The organism is Mesorhizobium sp. M0239, from assembly GCF_040321815.1.
Lineage (GTDB): Bacteria > Pseudomonadota > Alphaproteobacteria > Rhizobiales > Rhizobiaceae > Mesorhizobium.
The window spans coordinates 90,700-108,425 of the sequence record NZ_JAMYSG010000017.1; the positions used below are offsets into that span (position 1 = coordinate 90,700).

A 17,726-nucleotide genomic window follows, 5' to 3' on the forward strand; every position below is an offset into this window, starting at 1 on the left:
ACATCCACCTTCGGGGGTTTTCATGTCCAAACACAGCGAGAGTTTGAAGCGCACTGTTGTTGATCGTTATTTGAGTGGTGAAGAGAGCTATGCGAGCGCCGGTGCAGCCGACGGCGTAGATGCTGCGACGGTGCGCAATGGGTTGCGAGCTATCAAGCGCACGGGGTTGCCGGCCTCGCTCGCAAGCTCAGCCACTATGACGGCGAGTTCAAGCTGTCGGTTCTGCACCGGATGTGGGAGGATGGACTGTCCTGCCGACAGACGGCCGCGCTGTTCAATATCCGCAACGCCGGCTGCCTTCCGGACTGGGAGAGGCGCTACGAAGCCGGTGGGATAGAGGCGCTCGCGCCGCGCCGCAGAGGAAGGCCGCGATCGATGTCAGACCCGCCGTCGCCTGGCGAGCCGCCCGTGGCGCAGAGTGATGAGACCAAGAGCCGCGAAGAGCTGCTTGCGGAACTGAACCATCTGCGCATGGAGAACGCCTACCTAAAAAAACTGGAGGCCTTAACGCAGGGACACGCGCCCAAAAAGCGCAAGCTGTCCAAGCGTTAAGGCTGCTCTATCCGCTCGATGGTCTGCTCAAACTGGCAGGGCTTTCCCGCAGCACGTTCTACTATCGACAGAAGGCGTCCCGCGTCGACCGCCATGCTGGTCTCAAGGAGAAGATCAGAGCCGTCTTCGACAGCCACAAGGGCCGCTACGGTTATCGCCGGGTGGCTGCTGCACTGCGCCGGCTCGGTCATGTCGTCAATCACAAGGCGGTGCAGTGTCGGATGGTGGAGATGGGATTGAAGTCGCTGGTCAGGCCGAAGAAGTATCGCTCCTACAAAGGCGGCATCGGAAGGACGGCTCCCGATCTCATTCAACGCCAGTTCAACGCTGACAGCGCCAACCATAAATGGGTGACCGATGTGACGGAGTTCAACCTGGCGGGCGACAAGCTCTATCTCTCACCGGTCATGGACCTTTATAATGGCGAGATCATCGCCTTCGAGACCGCAAGGCGACCGCTCTTCAAGCTGGTGGAAAATATGCTCGCCAGAGCGCTGGACCGGCTCGACCAAACCCAACGGCCCACCCTACACTCCGATCAGGGATGGCAGTATCAGACGCCTGCCTACCAGCGCAGGCTCCAGGCACGAGGCATTGCCCAGAGCATGTCACGCAAAGGCAATTGCCTCGACAACGCACCTATCGAGAGCTTCTTCGCAACACTCAAATCCGAGCTCTTCTACCCCAATACCTTCGAGAACGTTCAGAGCCTCAAGGCCAGCATCGAGGATTACATCCACTACTACAATCATGATCGCATCAAACTGAAACTGAAAGGGCTGAGCCCTGTGCAATACAGAACCCAGCCCTTAAATCTGCCGCCACCTTAAACTGTCCAACTTTAAGGGGTCAGTTCACACAGGCGGGTTTTTCGCATCTTAAGATCGCTTCGATCAGTCTTCGTTGGCCTTGACGGTGACGCCGAGCGTCTTCGGCAGGTCGAGCGGGTTGGACATGGCGCCCGCCATGATCAGTGCGAACGGCACGGATGCCGGCGGCTCGGCCGAGATTTCGAGGCTCTTCGGATCGTCGAGGAATTTGCTGACCGCGGCCGTAACCTGCGCCGTCAGTTCTGGGTTGTTGAGCTGCGCCATGCCGAACGGCACTATCGCCTTGGCCTGGTTGGCGATGTCCTTGCCGGACATGCCTTGCTGCTTGCCGACATAGTCCAGCACCTTGTTGGTCAGCGAATCGTCGTCGAAGCGGATCGAGGCGCTGTTGAACGAAAGCTGCTGCAACAGGCCGAGCATGGCCATGCCTTGCGCCGAATTGTCGGCGCCTTCAGGCTGTGCCGCCATCTTCTTCTGCATTTCCTGCAGCGACTTGATAAAATCCAGCGTGTAGCCGCCGAGATTGAAGGTCATGCCGAGCGTGCCGGCATTCTCGACCGAGATGTCGTATTTCGACAGTTCCATCTTGCCGTCCGTGGGCTGCCAGGTGCCGGCCATTTCGAGATTGCCCGCGATGTTCTGGTAGCCGAGCGCGTTGATGACTTCCTTGGACTTGGGATCGTCCACCAGCGTCAGGTCGGCGTTGAATTTTTCCGTGGTGGCGGTGAATTCCATTGCCTTGCCGTCCGCCGGCGGCGTGATTTCGATGGCAAGCCCGTCCATCGAGAAGGCGGTCTTGTCGGCGACCTTGACGGTCATGTTCGAGAGTTCGGCGGACTTGTACATCATCAGCGAGCCGAGCGGGCCGGTGGCGCCGTCGGCCGGAACTGTCATGTCATGGATGACGAAGGGGCTGAGGTCGAGGGTGACGCCGTCCTTGCTGTGTGTGAAGGCAGCCGTCGATACGGTGGCGATGGCATAGCCGCCATTTGCCTCGGTCACACCTTCGAGTTTGACGTCGCCGATGGGAAGCGCTTCCTTCTCCGCCGCCGGTTTGATGGCAACGCCCTGCAGCACCATGCTGGTGTTGTCGCCGGTCACGCCGGTCCAGGTGATGTCGACACCTTGTGCGACAAGCGCGGCCTTCAGCCGGTCGGCCACTGCCGTATCCTGTGCGAGGGCCGCATTCAGCGGCAGCGTGAGCAAGAAGGTCGAAAAAGCCAGTTTCTTGAGAGTTGAGCGTTTGATTGTCATCGCAAGGTCCCTGAGAGTGTCCTGAAATTGTTTTTTCAATTATTTGCGCCATCACCATTCCGTGACGAACTGGACCGGAAAAAGGCGTGTCCCGGCACAATGGTCAAAAATCGCGGTGAAAGGCAAACCTGATCCCGCCGTCTTTGCGCAAACCGGTGAATTTGTCATGAAGAGCCGATAGCCGGATATCGTCACGCTTGGCCATAGAACCCGCATGTAACAGCCTGATGTTGGCCGACATCCCCCGCGGTGCGGTTTCATGTTGCAGAAGGGCCGGTATCTCTGTCGGGCTCTTGCCGAGAATCACCCGCTCGGCTAGTCCGAGCCCATGGGAAAAAGGCTTTTGCCGCCTGAAAATGGCGGTGGCGATCATATCGAGCCGGTCGATCTGAAGAAGGCGCTGGAAGAGCGCTATCTCGCCTATGCGCTGTCGACCATCATGCACCGGGCGCTGCCCGACGTGCGCGACGGACTGAAGCCGGTCCATCGCCGCATCATGCATGCCATGCGCCTGCTGCGGCTCAACCCCGACCAGGGCTTTGCCAAATGCGCCCGCATCGTCGGCGAGGTGATGGGCAAGTTCCACCCGCATGGCGACCAGTCGATCTATGACGCGCTCGTGCGGTTGGCGCAGGATTTTTCGATGCGCTATCCCCTGGTCGACGGGCAGGGCAATTTCGGCAACATCGACGGTGATAACGCCGCCGCCATGCGCTACACCGAAGCGCGCATGACCGATGTGGCGACCGAACTGTTGTCCGGCATCACCGAGGATGCCGTCGATTATCGGCCGACCTACAATGAAGAAGACGAGGAGCCGGTGGTTTTGCCCGGCGCCTTTCCGAATCTGCTGGCCAACGGCTCGTCCGGCATCGCGGTGGGCATGGCGACATCGATCCCGCCCCACAACGCCGCCGAGCTTTGCGATGCCGCATTGCACCTGATCGAAAACCGGGACGCGCCGGTGGCGAAGCTGATGGACTTTGTCCAGGGGCCGGATTTCCCGACCGGCGGCATCATCGTCGACAGCCGCGCCTCGATCCTCGAAGCCTACGAAACCGGCCGCGGCGGTTTCCGCGTGCGCTCGAAGTGGTTCCAGGAGGACCAGGGCAGGGGCACCTGGAGCATCGTCGTCACCGAAATCCCCTACGGCGTGCAGAAGGCGCGGCTGATCGAGAAGATCGCCGAGCTGCTGATGGCACGCAAGCTGCCGCTGCTCGAGGACATCAGGGACGAAAGCGCCGAGGACGTCCGCGTCGTGCTGGTGCCGAAGAGCCGTTCGGTCGATCCCGGCATCCTGATGGAATCGCTGTTCAAGCTGACCGAGCTCGAAAGCCGCTTCCCGCTCAATATGAACGTCCTGTCGCGCGGCAAGGTGCCCAACGTGCTGTCGCTGAAGGGCGTGCTGCAGGAGTGGCTCGAGCACCGCCGCGAGGTTTTGATCCGCCGCTCGAAACACCGGCTCGGCGAAATCGAAAGACGGCTGGAGATACTTGCCGGCTACCTGATCGCCTACCTCAACATCGACGAGGTGATCAGGATCATCCGCGAGGAGGACGAGCCAAAGCAGGTCATGATGGCCCGCTGGTCGCTCACCGACAACCAGGCCGAAGCCATTCTCAACATGCGCCTGCGCGCGCTGCGCAAGCTTGAAGAATTCGAGATCCGCAAGGAATTCGATGGCCTGAGCGCGGAGAAAAAACAGATCGAGGCACTGCTTGCTTCAAACGAGAAGCAGTGGGCGACGATCAAGTGGGAAGTCACCAACATCCGCGACAAGTTCGGCCCGGAGACCGAGCTCGGCAAGCGCCGCACGCAATTCGCCGACGCGCCCGAGCATGATCTGACCGACATTGCCCATGCCATGATCGAGCGCGAACCGGTCACCGTGGTGGTTTCGGAAAAAGGCTGGCTGCGGGCGATGAAGGGGCATTTGGCCGATCTCTCGACGCTGACCTTCAAGGAGGGCGACAGCCTCAAGCTCGCCTTCCATGCCCAGACCACCGACAAGGTGCTGGTCTTCACCACCGGCGGCAAATTCTACACCATCGGCGCCGACCGGCTGCCTGGCGGGCGAGGCCATGGCGAGCCGATCCGCATCATCGTCGATATGGACAATGACCAGGACATCGTCACCGCCTTCGTTCATGACCCGAAACGCAAGCTGCTGCTGGCCTCGCATGATGCCAATGGCTTCATCGTGCCGGAAGAGGAAGTCGTCGCCAACACCCGCAAGGGCAAGCAGGTGATGAACGTCAAGGCGCCGGACGAAGCCAAGCGCTGCATCCCGGTCACCGGTGACCATCTCGCCATCGTCGGCGAGAACCGCAAGATGCTGGTGTTCGCGCTCTCCGAGATTCCGGAAATGGGCCGCGGCAAGGGCGTGCGGCTGCAGAAATACAAGGATGGCGGCCTTCTCGACCTCAAGCCGTTCACGCTGGAGACCGGCCTATCCTGGCAGGATTCGGCCGACCGCACTTTCATCCGGTCGCGTGAGGAACTGACTGAGTGGATCGGCGCCCGCGCCTCAGCCGGACGCATGGTGCCGAAGGGATTCCCGAGGACGGGGAAATTTGGGTAGCGGCAGTTTTCAGGTTTGAAAATCTCAGGCGCTAGCAATCCTTCACACCCCCCTCTGTCCTGCCGGACATCTCCCCCGCAAGGGGGGAGATCGGAAGCTTCGCCCTTTCTGCCCGCTTTCCAATGTTGGCGATTTGCGAAAGCCGACATGACAGCCAATCTCCCTCCTTGCGGGGGAGATGTCCGGCAGGACAGAGGGGGGTGCTGGCCCGCGGCGACGCCAATGGCGCGCGCAACTCCATCACCATTTGGACTATCGTCACGATTGCTGCACTATATCAGTGCATAAGCGGGAAGGGTGTTTGAGAGAGGCAGGCGTTTGAAGGAATCCAGAATCCAGAAACCGGAACGGCAGCAACGCCTGTTCGGCCTGTCGACGCCGCTCAGGTCCGCCGTCATCCCGCCGCTGTCGGCGGCGCGCTGGCTGCTGGTGCTGATCGTCGCCGCCGGCGTTTATTTCTTCCACGGCTTCCTGTTTCCGGTGCTGGCGGCGCTCGTCATCGCTTTCGCCAGCTGGCCGCTCTACCGCCGCCTGCTTGTCGCGGTCAGTGGCAACCGCACCATCGCCGCGACCTTAGCCATCCTCTTCATCCTCGCCTTCCTGGTGATCCCGATCGCGCTCGCCGGCACCTATGCGATCAACGAGGTCCGCGAATGGGTCGCCTGGGCGATCGAGACCAACCGTCATGGCGCGGTGACACCGCACTGGATCGTCACGCTGCCTGTCGTGGGCGAGTGGCTGAACCAGCAGTGGACGACCAATTTCGGCCATCCGGGCGGCATTGGTGAACTGATCCAGCTGGTCAGCGGCGCCAATATCGGCAGCATCTATCGCGGTGTGCTGGCGGCTGGCGGCAGCGCGTTCGGGCTGCTGTTGACGCTTTTGTTCATGATGATCGCGCTGTTCTTCGCCTATCGCGACGGCGAGCATTTTGCCGGCCAGGTCGACCGTCTCGGCGAGCGCATCCTGCCGACCAGATGGGAGCGGATCTCGCGCGTCGTGCCGGCAACGATCTCGTCGACGGTGACCGGCATGACGGTCATCGCCATCGGCGAAGGCCTGGTGCTGGGCATTGCCTACTGGCTGGCCGGCGTGCCGTCACCGGTAACACTCGGCGCCCTGACCGGCGTCATGGCGCTGATCCCCGGCGGTGCACCGCTGTCCTTCACGCTGGTCTCGATCTACCTCGCCGCCAGCGGGTCGCCGATGGCCGGGCTGGCGCTGTTCATCTGGGGTGCGGTCGAACTGTTCATCGTCGACAAGACATTGCGCCCGAAGCTCGTCGGCGGGCCGATAAAACTGCCGTTCCTGCCGACCTTTTTCGGGCTGATCGGCGGCGTCAAGACCATGGGGTTTCTCGGCCTGTTCATCGGCCCGGTGCTGATGGCCCTGCTGGTCGCGATCTGGCGCGAATGGCTGCGCGAGGTTGAAATGGCCGACGACATCGTCCCGGGCTCGGCAGCCGAAATCGAAGCCGGTCCGCAAATCGAGGTCCTGCCGGAACCTGACGTGGCGAAGAAGGCCAGCGCTTGATCTCAACGCACCTCAGACCGGATGTTGCACCGCAAGGTCGCCACGCCGCTTGCGTCCCTCGTGAAGTTGCCACAGCGAATGCGCGACCAGTGTGACGATCAGGATCCCGCCGCCGATCAGGCTGTTGCGCGTCGGTGTTTCGGCAAAGATCATCCACACCCAGACTGGCGCCAGCACGGTTTCAAGCAGGTAGAACATCGCCACTTCAGGGCCCGAAATGTATTTCGGCCCGGTGGCAAGGCAGAAGAACGCTATCGGCATGATGACGGCGCCGTTGAGGATGATCCACCATGGCGCCTCCACCTGAAAGCCGGTCTTGGAGACCATGAACGCCGCCAGCCCTAAAGGCAGGACGACGCCGATCAGTGAGGTAAAGCCCATGTCCTTGCCGCTGGCGCGCGAGATGGTGATGGCGCAGGCGATCAGGAAGGCCGAACACAATGCCATCAGGTCGCCGAACAGATGTCCGGTGCCGACGGAATCGCCGACGATGATGACGACGCCGACAATCATCATGGCCAATGCCGCAAGGGTCAGCGGCCGCGGCCGCTCCTTCAGGAACACCCATGAAAGCAGCGCGGCGAACATGGTGGTGAAGGCCAGGATGAAAACCAGGTTGGCGGTCGAAGTGTTGTAGACGCCGGTGATGAAGGCAATCGCGCCGAGCCCGTAGATCGCGGCAACGATCAGACCAGACCAGCCCGGGACAAGCTGCGGCGCATTCTTGCTGAACGAGCGCCAGATGGTCCACATGATCAGTGCCGCGGCCAAGGTGCAGCCGGTGCGCAGCAGCAAGATTGTCCACGCCTCGCCGTGGGCGAGCCGGATCAGCGGGATATCCACGGTCAGCGTCAGCCCGCCAAATGCGGTGAGCAGAAGTCCTTTGGTGTGAGTATCGTGAGATGACATGCAGCGACTTTCACAATGAATTCGGGAGAGGATGGCGGACCGGCGCAATCTCACGCTCTCCGCCAACCAGCGGAAAGACCAGCATCGTCTCGATTGAAAATGTTTAAGCCCGGACTTGGGAAAGACTAATCAGCGCGCGACCGCTTCGTTGGTGTAGCGCTCCCAGCCCTTCGGGCCGAGATGCTCCTGCGGCATGAAGCGCATCTTATAATTCATCTTGCGCGAGCCGTTGACCCAGTAGCCGAGATAGACATGGGGCAGGCCCATCGCCCTGGCGCGGGCGATGTGGTCGAGGATCATGAACGTGCCGAGCGACCGTTCCTCGAAATCGGGATTGAAGTAGGAATAGACCATCGACAGGCCGTCGGCCATCTTGTCGGTGAGCGCCACCGCGATCAGCTCGCCCTGTCCCTTGCCGGTGATGAACGTATCGGGTCCACGCCGCCGATACTCGATCACCTTGGTGTCGACATGGGTATCCTCGACCATCATCGCATAGTCGAGCACCGTCATGTCGGACATGCCGCCACGGCGGTGGCGGGCGTCGAGATAGCTGCGGAACAGGGAATATTGTTCGGTCGAAGGCTCGGCATTGTGCATGTGGCCGACGAGGTCGGAATTGTGCTGCAGCACGCGCTTCATGTTGCGGCTGGCGACGAATTCCTGGGCGAGGATGCGTACCGAAACACAGGCGCGGCAGGTCTCGCAGGCCGGCCTGTAGGCGATATTCTGCGAGCGCCGGAAGCCGCCTTGCGTCAAGAGGTCGTTCATCTCCGCCGCCTTGTCGCCGACCAGGTGCGTGAACACCTTGCGCTCGAACTGGCCGTCGAGATAGGGGCACGGCGAAGGCGCGGTCAGGAAGAACTGCGGCGACTGGGTCGGATGCTGCGTCATCGAGCCTTGGAAACACTCCTTCGAATCGCTCTACCTTTGGCGCGGACGGCGAAAAATTCAACAGGATTGTGTGGGCGTGGTCGACTCGACGCCTTCACATTTACGCTCAATCGGTTGCGACTGCTCTTCAGAGGGCCGTTTCAGCGGTCGGTGCGGCTGACGACCGTGCCAAGCAAAAGATCGTGCAAGGTGCGCTTGCGGTCGGAAAACAGCGTCACCAGCAGGACGAGCGGCGACAGGATGACATTGCCGGCCCAGAACAGCACCGAATGGACGACCGCGGTGAGGCCGTCGATCGGCCTGCCGTCGAGCCGGTCAAGGCGGATGCCCATCATCTTCATGCCCGTGGTGGCCTGGTCGGTGCTGCCCAGCGTGTTCCAGATGTAGAGGATGGCGACGGCCGGTACCAGGATGCCGAACAGCATCCAGCCAAGCCCGAGGGTCAAAAGCCCGAGGAAGAACACCAGAATGGCAAACGGAATGGTAAGCAGCGCGACGATGACATAGTCGATTACGAAAGCCAGAATGCGCTTCGTGCGCACACCGTCATAGGCCCTGACATCGTCGAGCCTGCTGGTGATGATTTCGCTGTCGAGAACGCGCGCGTCCATGTCATTTCCTCGTAACAAGGTCCGACATAGGGTGCGGACCGCTCAGCCATGAAATGGTGAAGGCCTGTGGCGGAATCAAGATCGGGCTTCTTGCGGTGCGCCGGCCTTCAAGGCGCCAGGCGCAATCTGAACCGGTTGAACTTGCGGCGCGGATAGCATTAGCTTGCTGCGGCGCAGCAAAAGCGCACATGGCAGGGGACGGGGCAATATGGACTACGACATGCTGGTCATCGGCAGCGGCCCTTCCGGTCGTCGGGCCGCGGTGCAGTCGGCCAAGCTCGGCAAGTCGGTGCTGGTGGTCGATCGCGGCCGGCGTCTGGGCGGTGTCTCGGTGCATACCGGCACCATCCCGTCGAAAACGCTGCGCGAAACGGTGCTCAACCTTTCGGGTTGGCGTGAGCGCGGCTTCTACGGGCGCGGCTACCGGGTCAAGCAAGACATCTCGGTCGGCGATCTGGTCGAGCGCCTGCACAAGACGCTCGACCATGAGGTCGAGGTGCTGCAGCACCAGTTCATGCGCAACACGGTCAAGAGCGCCCGGGCTGCGGTGAAATTCCTTGGCCCCGACAAGGTCAGCCTGACCACCGACACCGGCGACTACAGCGAGGTCGGTTTTGCCAATGCGCTGATCGCGGTCGGCACCAGGCCGCACCGGCCGCGCGACGTGCCTTTCGACAAGACCCGCATCTTCGACAGTGACGAGATGCTGGAGCTTGATCGCTTGCCGCGCACGCTGACCGTGATCGGCGCCGGCGTCATCGGGGTCGAATATGCCACGATCTTTTCCGCGCTTGACGTGCCGGTAACCTTGGTCGAGCCGCGCAACTCCATCCTCGATTTCGTCGACCGCGAGATCGTCGACGATTTCATTCACCAGATGCGCGATCGTGGCATGACCATCCGGCTGGGCAGCGCGGTGAAGGAAATCCGCTCCAAGCCTGATGTCGCCGAGGTGGAACTGGCCGATGGCCGCACTATCCGTTCCGAGGTCGTGCTCTACGCCGCCGGTCGCACCGGCAATGTCGGCAGCCTGGGCCTCGATGTGGTCGGTATCGACGCCGATTCCAGGGGCCGTATCAAGGTCGATCCGCATACGTTCCAGACCAGAGTGCCGAACATCTACGCCGCCGGCGACGTCATCGGCTTTCCGAGCCTGGCCTCGACGTCGATGGAGCAGGGCAGGGTAGCCGCCTGCCATGCCTTCGGCGTGCCTTTGCCGCCGCCACCGGAAACATTCCCCTATGGCATCTATGCGGTGCCGGAAATCTCGACGGTTGGCCAGTCCGAGGAACAGGTGCGTGAAAGCGGTGCGGCCTATGAGGTCGGCGTGGCGCGCTTTCGCGAAACCTCGCGCGGCCACATCATGGGCGTCAACACCGGTTTCCTGAAGCTGCTCTTTTCGATCGAAACGCGCCGTCTGCTCGGCGCGCACATCATCGGCGAGGGCGCCACCGAACTCATCCACATCGGCCAGGCGGTGATCAATCTCGGCGGCACCGTCGACTTCTTCGTCAACAACACCTTCAACTATCCGACGCTTGCCGAAGCCTACAAGATCGCCGGACTGGATGCCTGGAACAGGATGGGACGGGGGTAGGCAGACTGGTCATGCTGGTGAGTCCGTCAGCCTGCCTGCGCCGCCGATCCCCGCAGCCATTGCCTGACGATTGCCGCGTCAGCGCTGCCGAATTCATGACCTGATGGGACAATCCGGGCGTCGATCTCGGCGCCATGCTGGCTGAGCAATGTCACCAGAGCAGGGGCGAAGGGCGAATAGGTGAGATCCGCGGCGCCGGCGATCATCAGGACGCGCACCTTTGACAAATCCGTCGCCGGCACATCATCGAGCACCGGCATCGGCCGCAGCAGTGCGGCGCGCTCTATAAGAGCCGGATGCAGCAGCATCAGGCTCGAAATCAGATTGGCGCCGTTCGAATAGCCGAGGAACGTCGCGCGTGAGATATCGAGATGGTGGCGTCTGGCCGCGTCGGCGACGAAGCCCGCAAAGGCATCGGTCTCGGTGCGGATGCTGTGCTGTTCGAAGCGCGTCGGCGTGATGCGCCCGAACCAGCGGAAACCATCCTCCTGGACAATGCGGCCACGCACCGTGATCAGCTTGGCCCGCGGTGCGATCTCCCGTGCCAGCGGCACCAATGTCGTCTCGTCGACACCCGATCCATGCAGCAGGAAGAGACATTCGCCGGTTGAATCCGCCGGGCTGTAAAGCCGGTAGCTGAAGGCGAGATCACGCCGCAGCGCACCATCTTGTGAGGTCTCTTCGATCATCGCGCATCCTCTTGATTATATGAGGTTTCGCTCATTTGCCGGCTTCAAAACGCAATATTTTCAAGCTCCGCGAAAGTTGATTGAACCGGGCGCATTACAGTCCGTTTCTCCGCCGATAACATTCCTTCGGGAGGAATCGAAGCGGTGCGCCGGGGGTCGCATTGCGCGGTATGAACAACCAGCTTTGAGGCCTTTTTGTCGATGACCACCCAGATTTCCCCGGACCGCGATGCGCGTGTCCCGGATCGCACTGAGCGCGACACGCGCATAGACGTGCTCCGTGCTCTCGCTTTGCTGACCATCTATGTCGACCATGTGCCAGGTACCGCCTTCGAGTATCTGACCTACAAGAATTTCGGCTTTTCCGATGCGGCGGAAGTCTTCGTACTGATCTCCGGCATCTCGGTCGCACTTGCCTATGGCAGGAAATTCCAACCTGGAAACCGGCTGCTGGCAACGTTGAAGATGTGGCGCCGCGCCGGTGTCCTCTATGCCGCCCACATCGTCACCACCATGGTGGTGATGGCCATCTTCTGCGCGGCGGCAGTGTTCGTCAGGCGGCCGGAGCTTCTGACGATGATCAACATCGAGCCGTTGATCAAGAATACGCCGCAGGTGCTGATCGGCATCGTGACGCTCGGCCACCAACTCGGCTACAACAACATACTGCCCGTCTATGCGGTGCTGCTCTTGCTGACGCCGGTGTTCCTGCTCATTGTCAGCTATCGGCCGGTCTTGGCACTGGTCGCCTCCGGCGCCCTGTGGCTGGTCGCGGGGGTTTATCAAATTGCTCCGCCCAACTATCCCGAGCCCGGCTTCTGGTTTCTCAACCCGCTGTCGTGGCAGTTCCTTTTCAACATCGGCCTGGCAGGTGCATTGCATGCGCGTCGCGGCGGTACCATCCCGGTCAATCGCTGGCTGGTTGGCGCTGCCTTGGCCTACACCGCTGTGGCACTGGTCTGGGTGCACAGCCCGCTTTGGGGGCATATCTCCTGGTTTGGCCTGCCTCCGGTGCTGACCGGCTTCGACAAGACGTTTCTGTCGCTGCCGAGGCTGCTGCATATATTGGCGGTGAGCTACCTGATCGTGGCATTCCCGGCGGTCTCGAACCTGTTTCGCACCGGACGCGATCATCCGCTTGCCATATTGGGCAAACGATCGCTGCCGGTTTTCATTGCCGGCACGGTGCTCGCGATGGCGGCGCAGGTGCTGAAGCTGATCAATCCGGGCGGATTTGCCTATGACAGCCTGTTGATATCGGCCGGCATCGTCATGCAGTTCGCGCTTGCCTACTATCTCGAATGGCTTTCGGGACTTGGCTGGTCCGCCAAAAGCAGGCCGGCTCACGCCGCACCGCCCGTCCATGCTGCATCCTTCGCGATGCCGACCATGGCGACAAGAATGGGCCGTTGAGCTTAGGCGGGCGAGGGGCCGGATGAAGCTCGCACCACGAGTTGGACCGGCAGCGATTGCCGGCTGAATGAGCCATCATTTTCAAGGATCGCCTTGACGGCAAGACGGCCCATCTCGGCGATCGGCTGGACGATCGTGGTCAGCGGCGGACTGGAAACCGCTCCTTCCGGAACACCGTCGAAGCCGACGATCGAAACGTCGCCGGGTACCGTGACGCCACGCTGCCGCAGCCAGTCCAATGCATGCAAGGCCATCCTGTCTGACATAGCCAGGATGGCGGTCGGGGTCTCGGCGCCGGCGAAAATATGATCGAGGCCGGCCCGCACGCTTTCCTCGTCATTGACGGTTTCGTAGATCGGCACACGCTCGACGTCGATGTCGACGCGGGAGAGTTCCGCGAAATAGCCACGCAGGCGGTCGCGCGTCCCGGAATAGAGGGCCTTCTCCATCTGCTCCCTTGTGGTGGGGCCGAAGCCGGAGTCCGCGACGGGCAGGGCAAGCACGGCAAAGCGGCGATGTCCGAGTTCGGTCAGGTGGCGGGCCGCCAGGCCAGCCCCGGCGATGTTGTCGACGCCGATCGCTGCAACGGCGTCGTCGTCGTCCGAATCGAGATCGAGCGCGACAAAGGGGAGTTTGCGTTCACGCGCCAGTTCGACCAGCCTTGAACCGCCATCGACGCAAAAGACGATGAAACCGTCGACCAGCGCACTCTGTATGTTCCAGGCAAGCTGTTCGTTGTTGGCTGCGGAGACCAGCGAAATCCCCGCACCGGTCGCGTCGCAAGCCTGCGAGATGCTGGCCATCATCACCCGGGCAAAGGGGTCGTCGAAGAAATAGGAGAGGGGTTCCGCGGTCGCGACACCGATGGCATTGACCTTGCCGGCGCGCAGCAGCCGGCCCTTGGGATCGGGGCCGCCATATCCCATGGCCTCGGCTGCCGCCTTGACCCGCTCGCGGACCTCCTCGCGCACGATCTCCGGACGGGCGAACACGTTGGACGCGGTGCCGTGCGATACGCCGGCTGCCTTGGCGATGTCCGCCAACCGGACCGGTCTTGTCTTTGCAGAGATAAGTGGCGCCATCTTCGTCTCCTGAATTCTTCCCATCTAACACTTTCGTTGGATCGGTTCAAATTTTGACTTGATCGAAGCCTCGATAAGGCCTATGTTTGAATCGATCCAAGGGAATGCCGGTCGTCAGGATTGGATCGATTCAACATCAAGCAGGGAGTTGTGTCATGCATCCCGTCAATTTTCTGTTCGAAGACATTTACCGCAACGACTGGAGCATCTCGTCGAACACCGCGACGCAGAGGCGTCGTGGCAAAGCCGGTCCATGGGTCCGCGAGCTGCGGTTCCTTGTGGAGCGCAAGCGGAGCTGAGCGGGGCGGTTTTTCGTGCCCATCGATTGGATCGATTCAAACACTGGAAGGAGTGCACATCATGCATCCCGTGAGCTATCTATTTGAAGACATCTATCGCAACTATTGGGGCATCGCGCCGGCTTCCGAACGGCCGGAGCGGCGTCGGTTGGCAAGGTTCCGGCGGCGCAATCGCGAATTGGTCATCCAGCCCGAGCCCCGGCAGAACTAACGGCCCGGCAAACGACGTTTGACAGGCGGAGGTCTGTTTATCGGGCAGGGCGCCCAGAGGCGTTCAGGAACGTGCGCGCACCAATGCCGAGGCAGCGATCGCCAGCCAGCCGGCGATGAGCAGGGTGCCGCCGATCGGCGCCGACAGCGGGAACAGTCGCGACCCGATGAAATCGCGGGCTAGCAGATCGCCGCAGAAAAGCAGAAGCCCAACCAGCAGGATCAGGCTGGCGATGCGCAGGATCCGGTTTGCGCCAAGCAGTCCGGCGGCAAGGAAGACCGGCGCGTGCATCAGCAGGAACGATGCCGCGGTGCCGACGAAGGCGCCACCCAGATGCGCCGCCGCGGCCGACAGCGCCACACCCGCCGCGCCGCAGAGGCCGCTGGCCAGCACGAGGATACGGCTGCTGGCGCCGGAAAATTGCTCGGCCGTGCTCATGTCCGTGGCTCCGTGGCATCCGAGGGATATGCCTGACTCGGTCAGGGCTTGCCGGGGTTGGCGAGCATGTCCTGCGCGCGGCGTGATTGCGCCAGCCAGTTATACACCGCGCCCCCGCCCATCAAGACGGATGTGCCCAGAAACACCGAGCGCATGCCGAAATGACCACTGGCAAAGCCGCCCAGCAAGGGGCCGGCGACTTGCCCGACATACTGGGCGGAAATCGACAACCCGAGCACATTCCCGCCGACGCCATCGGGAACATTGTGGCGGATCACGCTGGTGATGCAGGGCAACAGACCGCCCAGCGCCAAGCCCATCAGGAAGCGCAGGCCGATGAGTTGCCAGCTTTGTGTGACGAAGGCCTGCGGGATCAGCAGCAGCGCCGAGACGGCAAGTGCGCCGATGATGACGTTCCAGTGGCCGACGCGGTCGGCGAGCTTGCCGAGGCGCGAGGCCGACAGGATGGCGCCAAGGGCCGCCGCCGACATGACGACGCCTGATATCATCGTGACGCGGCTTTGGTCCGCAATCAACTGCTGCACATAGACGGTGATGATCGGCTCGATCGACATGGTGGCGAAGCTCAACAGCATGCCGGTCGCCAGCATGGCGACGACAGGCCGCTTGTCGGGGATTTGTGCCCAGCCGCCTTTCTGCTTCTGCTTCGACGCGGCGTCTGCTGTTTTCGGCCGGGGATTCTCCTTGATTAGAAACGTGGTCGCCAGGAACGCCAGGAAGATGACGCCGCCGGAGAGGAGAAAGGTGGCGCGGATGCCGATCAGCGGCGGCAGGGCGCCGCCAACCAGCGGGCCGACCAGAGCCCCGCCCGTGATACCGGCCGACAGCAGGCCCAGCGCCCAGCCGGAACGCTCCTTGGGTGTCTGCATGGCGACGAGGATGGTCGACCCCGAGGAATAGCCGCCGGCAAAACCGATCAGCAGCCGCAGCAGCACCAGTTGCCAGACCGTCTGCACCATGCCGGTCAGCGACATGCATATGGCCATGCCAAAGCTGGCGCGAACCAGCATCACCTTGCGGCCGTAGCGGTCACCGAGACGTCCCCAGAGCGGCGCCACCAGCGCCGCAGCGAAGAACGTCGCGCCATAGGCGATCCCTGACCATTGCACGATCGCCGCGTGGCCCTCGGCACCCAGCTGCTCGATATAGAGCGGCAGGAATGGCAAAAGCAGCGTCATGGCGACAAGCGTCGAGAACGAGCCGGCAAAGCACACGAACAGGTTGCGCCGCCAGTGGATGTTGTAGGTGCTGTCGGTTGCCGGGGGCGTGCTCTGCTGCATGTCATATGTCCTGTCCCAGCAACTCTTTTATCGATGGTTGCTGCGGATACCAATTTGGGATACCAAGATGGTTCACGTCATGGACGCAAGCTTGGCCGCTGTCAATGCAACCTCAAATGTGATCGTCGTCAACGGTCGGAAGCCATCGGAAACCGGGAGCAAAAATGTCGCAGATGCAGAGCGTCGAGAAACAGCTTCGGCAAATGATCCTGGGCCTCGAGATCGGTCCCGGCGAGAAGCTGACCGAGCGCTGGATCGAGAGCCGCTTCGGCGCGTCGCGAACCCCGGTCAGGGCAGCACTGCTGCGGCTTGAGACCGAGGGCCTGGTCGGCAGGGACGGACGTGGCTGGACGGTGTCGCCGATCAATCTGGCTGAACTCGAGCAGATCGCCGTCTACAGGGAGGCGGTCGAGGTTGCGGCGCTTCGCCTGACATGCAGCCTGGCGGACCGGAGCGCCGTCGATGTCATCGAGGCGATGCTCGAGTCCTGCGACAACGACACGCCGCGCGAGGAATGGCATCGCGTCGGCATGGATTTTCACATCGAACTGGCGCGTCTGTCGGGCAATGAATTCCTGTTTAGGGCGGTGCGCGATGCCATGACGCGCCTGTCGCGGGCGCGCTGGCTGGAGGTTCGCGACGAAGCGGCCCTTGCCCGCGCCTGGGCTGAACATCGCGCCATTCTGGCGGCCACGCGCCTTGGCGACGCCGATGAAGCCGCGCGCCTGCTCTCGGTCCACATCGTCGGTAGCCGCGACCGGCTGGTGACGTCGCTCGCCAACGATCGGCGCGGTCTTCGCGCCAGAGGCTTTGCCGTCGTTGCTGCTTAAGAGTGGATGAAGGAGCGCAAAGCGGCGTCTGGACGTATGCGCACTTTCGCCTCGCTTCGCAGACGCCGATGGCGTAAGGAGCGGCCATGGAAAACAACCGATTTGAAACACCTGTGACTGTGAAGTCAGTCGCGGCGGGAAGCACTCAGCTCTTGCGCACGGCGCGTGAGGCTTCCGACTACCTCCTCAACAGCTGGCCCGGCAAGCGCAGCCCCAAGCATCGCGCGGCCCTGCAGGCCTGCCATGACGCACTGGCCGGCGACAAGCCGGCGATGAACGCCAGGCGCGCCTTCATCGCGGCAGCACGCGAAGTGGACGTGTTCATCAGCGACAAGGCGCCGGCCTGACACAAGGCGACATCCGGGGCGGCAATCCGAATTGGGGCGCGGCCCGCATCTGCGGGCCGTTTGCCGTCACTTTGCCGTTTCGGTTTCGGCTTCAGTCTCGTCTTCGGGCTTCGAACGTTCCCTCGCTGCAACCTTGGCTGCCAGCTTCTCGGCCTTCTTGGCCGCCTTCTGGCGGTCGCGTTCCTTGCGTTCCTGATCGTAATTTGGTGGTCGCGCCATATCGGCTCCTTTTCACTGCCTCGCGGCTCTGGTCCTGCCTAGGAGCATTAGCCGTCAAACACAACAGCTGAAGCGATAGTGCGTCGATGATGGCCAGGCTTGCAAGATGCGCGTCGCAATGAAGGGCCAGGCCCAT

At 62.0% G+C, this 17,726-nt stretch carries 16 protein-coding genes and 1 pseudogene; 7 read left to right on the plus strand and 10 right to left on the minus strand.

Annotation, left to right across the window (positions count from 1 at the left end):
• The first annotated feature begins 22 nt into the window (after positions 1 to 22).
• A pseudogene (locus tag NKI99_RS19015) lies at positions 23 to 1,382 on the plus strand (IS3 family transposase).
• Between the two features lie 63 nt (positions 1,383 to 1,445).
• Here NKI99_RS19015 and NKI99_RS19020 read toward each other — a convergent pair.
• Together NKI99_RS19020 and NKI99_RS19025 are read right to left on the minus strand one after the other, a co-directional pair.
• Positions 1,446 to 2,636, minus strand: a complete 1,191-nt coding sequence (locus tag NKI99_RS19020; protein WP_352611685.1) for an aq_1923 C-terminal domain — start codon at positions 2,634 to 2,636, stop codon at positions 1,446 to 1,448.
• 103 nt (positions 2,637 to 2,739) lie between these two features.
• Positions 2,740 to 3,009 carry a hypothetical protein gene (locus NKI99_RS19025; RefSeq protein ID WP_352611718.1) on the minus strand — a complete coding sequence of 90 codons (270 nt, stop codon included), beginning with the start codon at positions 3,007 to 3,009 and terminating at the stop codon, positions 2,740 to 2,742.
• Between NKI99_RS19025 and parC the strand changes: the two genes are divergently transcribed.
• Both parC and NKI99_RS19035 read left to right on the plus strand, forming a co-directional pair.
• The gene (gene parC, locus NKI99_RS19030) at positions 2,965 to 5,217 is read left to right on the plus strand and encodes a DNA topoisomerase IV subunit A (RefSeq protein WP_352611686.1); all 2,253 of its coding nucleotides are present in this window, start codon (positions 2,965 to 2,967) and stop codon (positions 5,215 to 5,217) included. The genes NKI99_RS19025 and parC overlap by 45 nt on opposite strands.
• Before the next feature lie 318 nt (positions 5,218 to 5,535).
• Positions 5,536 to 6,750, plus strand: a complete 1,215-nt coding sequence (locus NKI99_RS19035) for an AI-2E family transporter (RefSeq protein ID WP_352611687.1) — start codon at positions 5,536 to 5,538, stop codon at positions 6,748 to 6,750.
• Between the two features lie 12 nt (positions 6,751 to 6,762).
• Here the strand turns inward: NKI99_RS19035 and NKI99_RS19040 are convergent, their stop codons facing one another.
• The 3 genes from NKI99_RS19040 to NKI99_RS19050 all read right to left on the minus strand — a co-directional run bounded on the left by NKI99_RS19040 (position 6,763) and on the right by NKI99_RS19050 (position 9,164).
• Positions 6,763 to 7,659: a DMT family transporter gene (locus NKI99_RS19040; protein ID WP_352611688.1), complete on the minus strand. Its 897-nt coding sequence runs from the start codon at positions 7,657 to 7,659 to the stop codon at positions 6,763 to 6,765.
• A 129-nt stretch (positions 7,660 to 7,788) separates the two neighbouring features.
• Complete coding sequence (locus tag NKI99_RS19045) at positions 7,789 to 8,553, minus strand: arginyltransferase (RefSeq protein WP_023810205.1); 765 nt, start codon at positions 8,551 to 8,553, stop codon at positions 7,789 to 7,791.
• Positions 8,554 to 8,693: 140 nt separating this feature from the next.
• Positions 8,694 to 9,164, minus strand: a complete 471-nt coding sequence (locus NKI99_RS19050; protein ID WP_352611689.1) for an RDD family protein — start codon at positions 9,162 to 9,164, stop codon at positions 8,694 to 8,696.
• Positions 9,165 to 9,372: 208 nt separating this feature from the next.
• On the opposite strand from NKI99_RS19050, the gene sthA reads away from it, so the two are divergent.
• A complete protein-coding gene (gene sthA / locus NKI99_RS19055) occupies positions 9,373 to 10,761 on the plus strand; it encodes a Si-specific NAD(P)(+) transhydrogenase (protein ID WP_352611690.1) in 1,389 nt (462 codons plus the stop codon).
• 26 nt (positions 10,762 to 10,787) lie between these two features.
• Here the strand turns inward: sthA and NKI99_RS19060 are convergent, their stop codons facing one another.
• Positions 10,788 to 11,450 carry an alpha/beta hydrolase gene (locus NKI99_RS19060; protein ID WP_352611691.1) on the minus strand — a complete coding sequence of 221 codons (663 nt, stop codon included), beginning with the start codon at positions 11,448 to 11,450 and terminating at the stop codon, positions 10,788 to 10,790.
• Between the two features lie 201 nt (positions 11,451 to 11,651).
• On the opposite strand from NKI99_RS19060, the gene NKI99_RS19065 reads away from it, so the two are divergent.
• A complete protein-coding gene (locus NKI99_RS19065; RefSeq protein ID WP_352611692.1) occupies positions 11,652 to 12,863 on the plus strand; it encodes an OpgC family protein in 1,212 nt (403 codons plus the stop codon).
• Positions 12,864 to 12,865: 2 nt separating this feature from the next.
• On the opposite strand, the gene NKI99_RS19070 is transcribed toward NKI99_RS19065, so the two are convergent.
• From NKI99_RS19070 to NKI99_RS19080, 3 genes are all read right to left on the minus strand, one after another.
• A complete protein-coding gene (locus NKI99_RS19070; protein ID WP_128305702.1) occupies positions 12,866 to 13,945 on the minus strand; it encodes a LacI family DNA-binding transcriptional regulator in 1,080 nt (359 codons plus the stop codon).
• 573 nt (positions 13,946 to 14,518) lie between these two features.
• On the minus strand, positions 14,519 to 14,893 hold the full coding sequence (locus NKI99_RS19075; RefSeq protein ID WP_127258136.1) for a DUF423 domain-containing protein: 375 nt from the start codon (positions 14,891 to 14,893) through the stop codon (positions 14,519 to 14,521).
• A 41-nt stretch (positions 14,894 to 14,934) separates the two neighbouring features.
• Positions 14,935 to 16,194, minus strand: coding sequence for a multidrug efflux MFS transporter (locus NKI99_RS19080; protein ID WP_352611693.1), 1,260 nt, complete (start codon positions 16,192 to 16,194; stop codon positions 14,935 to 14,937).
• Between the two features lie 164 nt (positions 16,195 to 16,358).
• On the opposite strand from NKI99_RS19080, the gene NKI99_RS19085 reads away from it, so the two are divergent.
• The gene (locus NKI99_RS19085) at positions 16,359 to 17,024 is read left to right on the plus strand and encodes a GntR family transcriptional regulator (RefSeq protein ID WP_128305704.1); all 666 of its coding nucleotides are present in this window, start codon (positions 16,359 to 16,361) and stop codon (positions 17,022 to 17,024) included.
• Between the two features lie 113 nt (positions 17,025 to 17,137).
• A complete protein-coding gene (locus tag NKI99_RS19090) occupies positions 17,138 to 17,371 on the plus strand; it encodes a DUF982 domain-containing protein (protein ID WP_352611694.1) in 234 nt (77 codons plus the stop codon).
• A gap of 66 nt (positions 17,372 to 17,437) precedes the next feature.
• On the opposite strand, the gene NKI99_RS19095 is transcribed toward NKI99_RS19090, so the two are convergent.
• Positions 17,438 to 17,590, minus strand: coding sequence for a hypothetical protein (locus NKI99_RS19095; protein WP_013532262.1), 153 nt, complete (start codon positions 17,588 to 17,590; stop codon positions 17,438 to 17,440).
• Positions 17,591 to 17,726 lie beyond the last annotated feature (136 nt).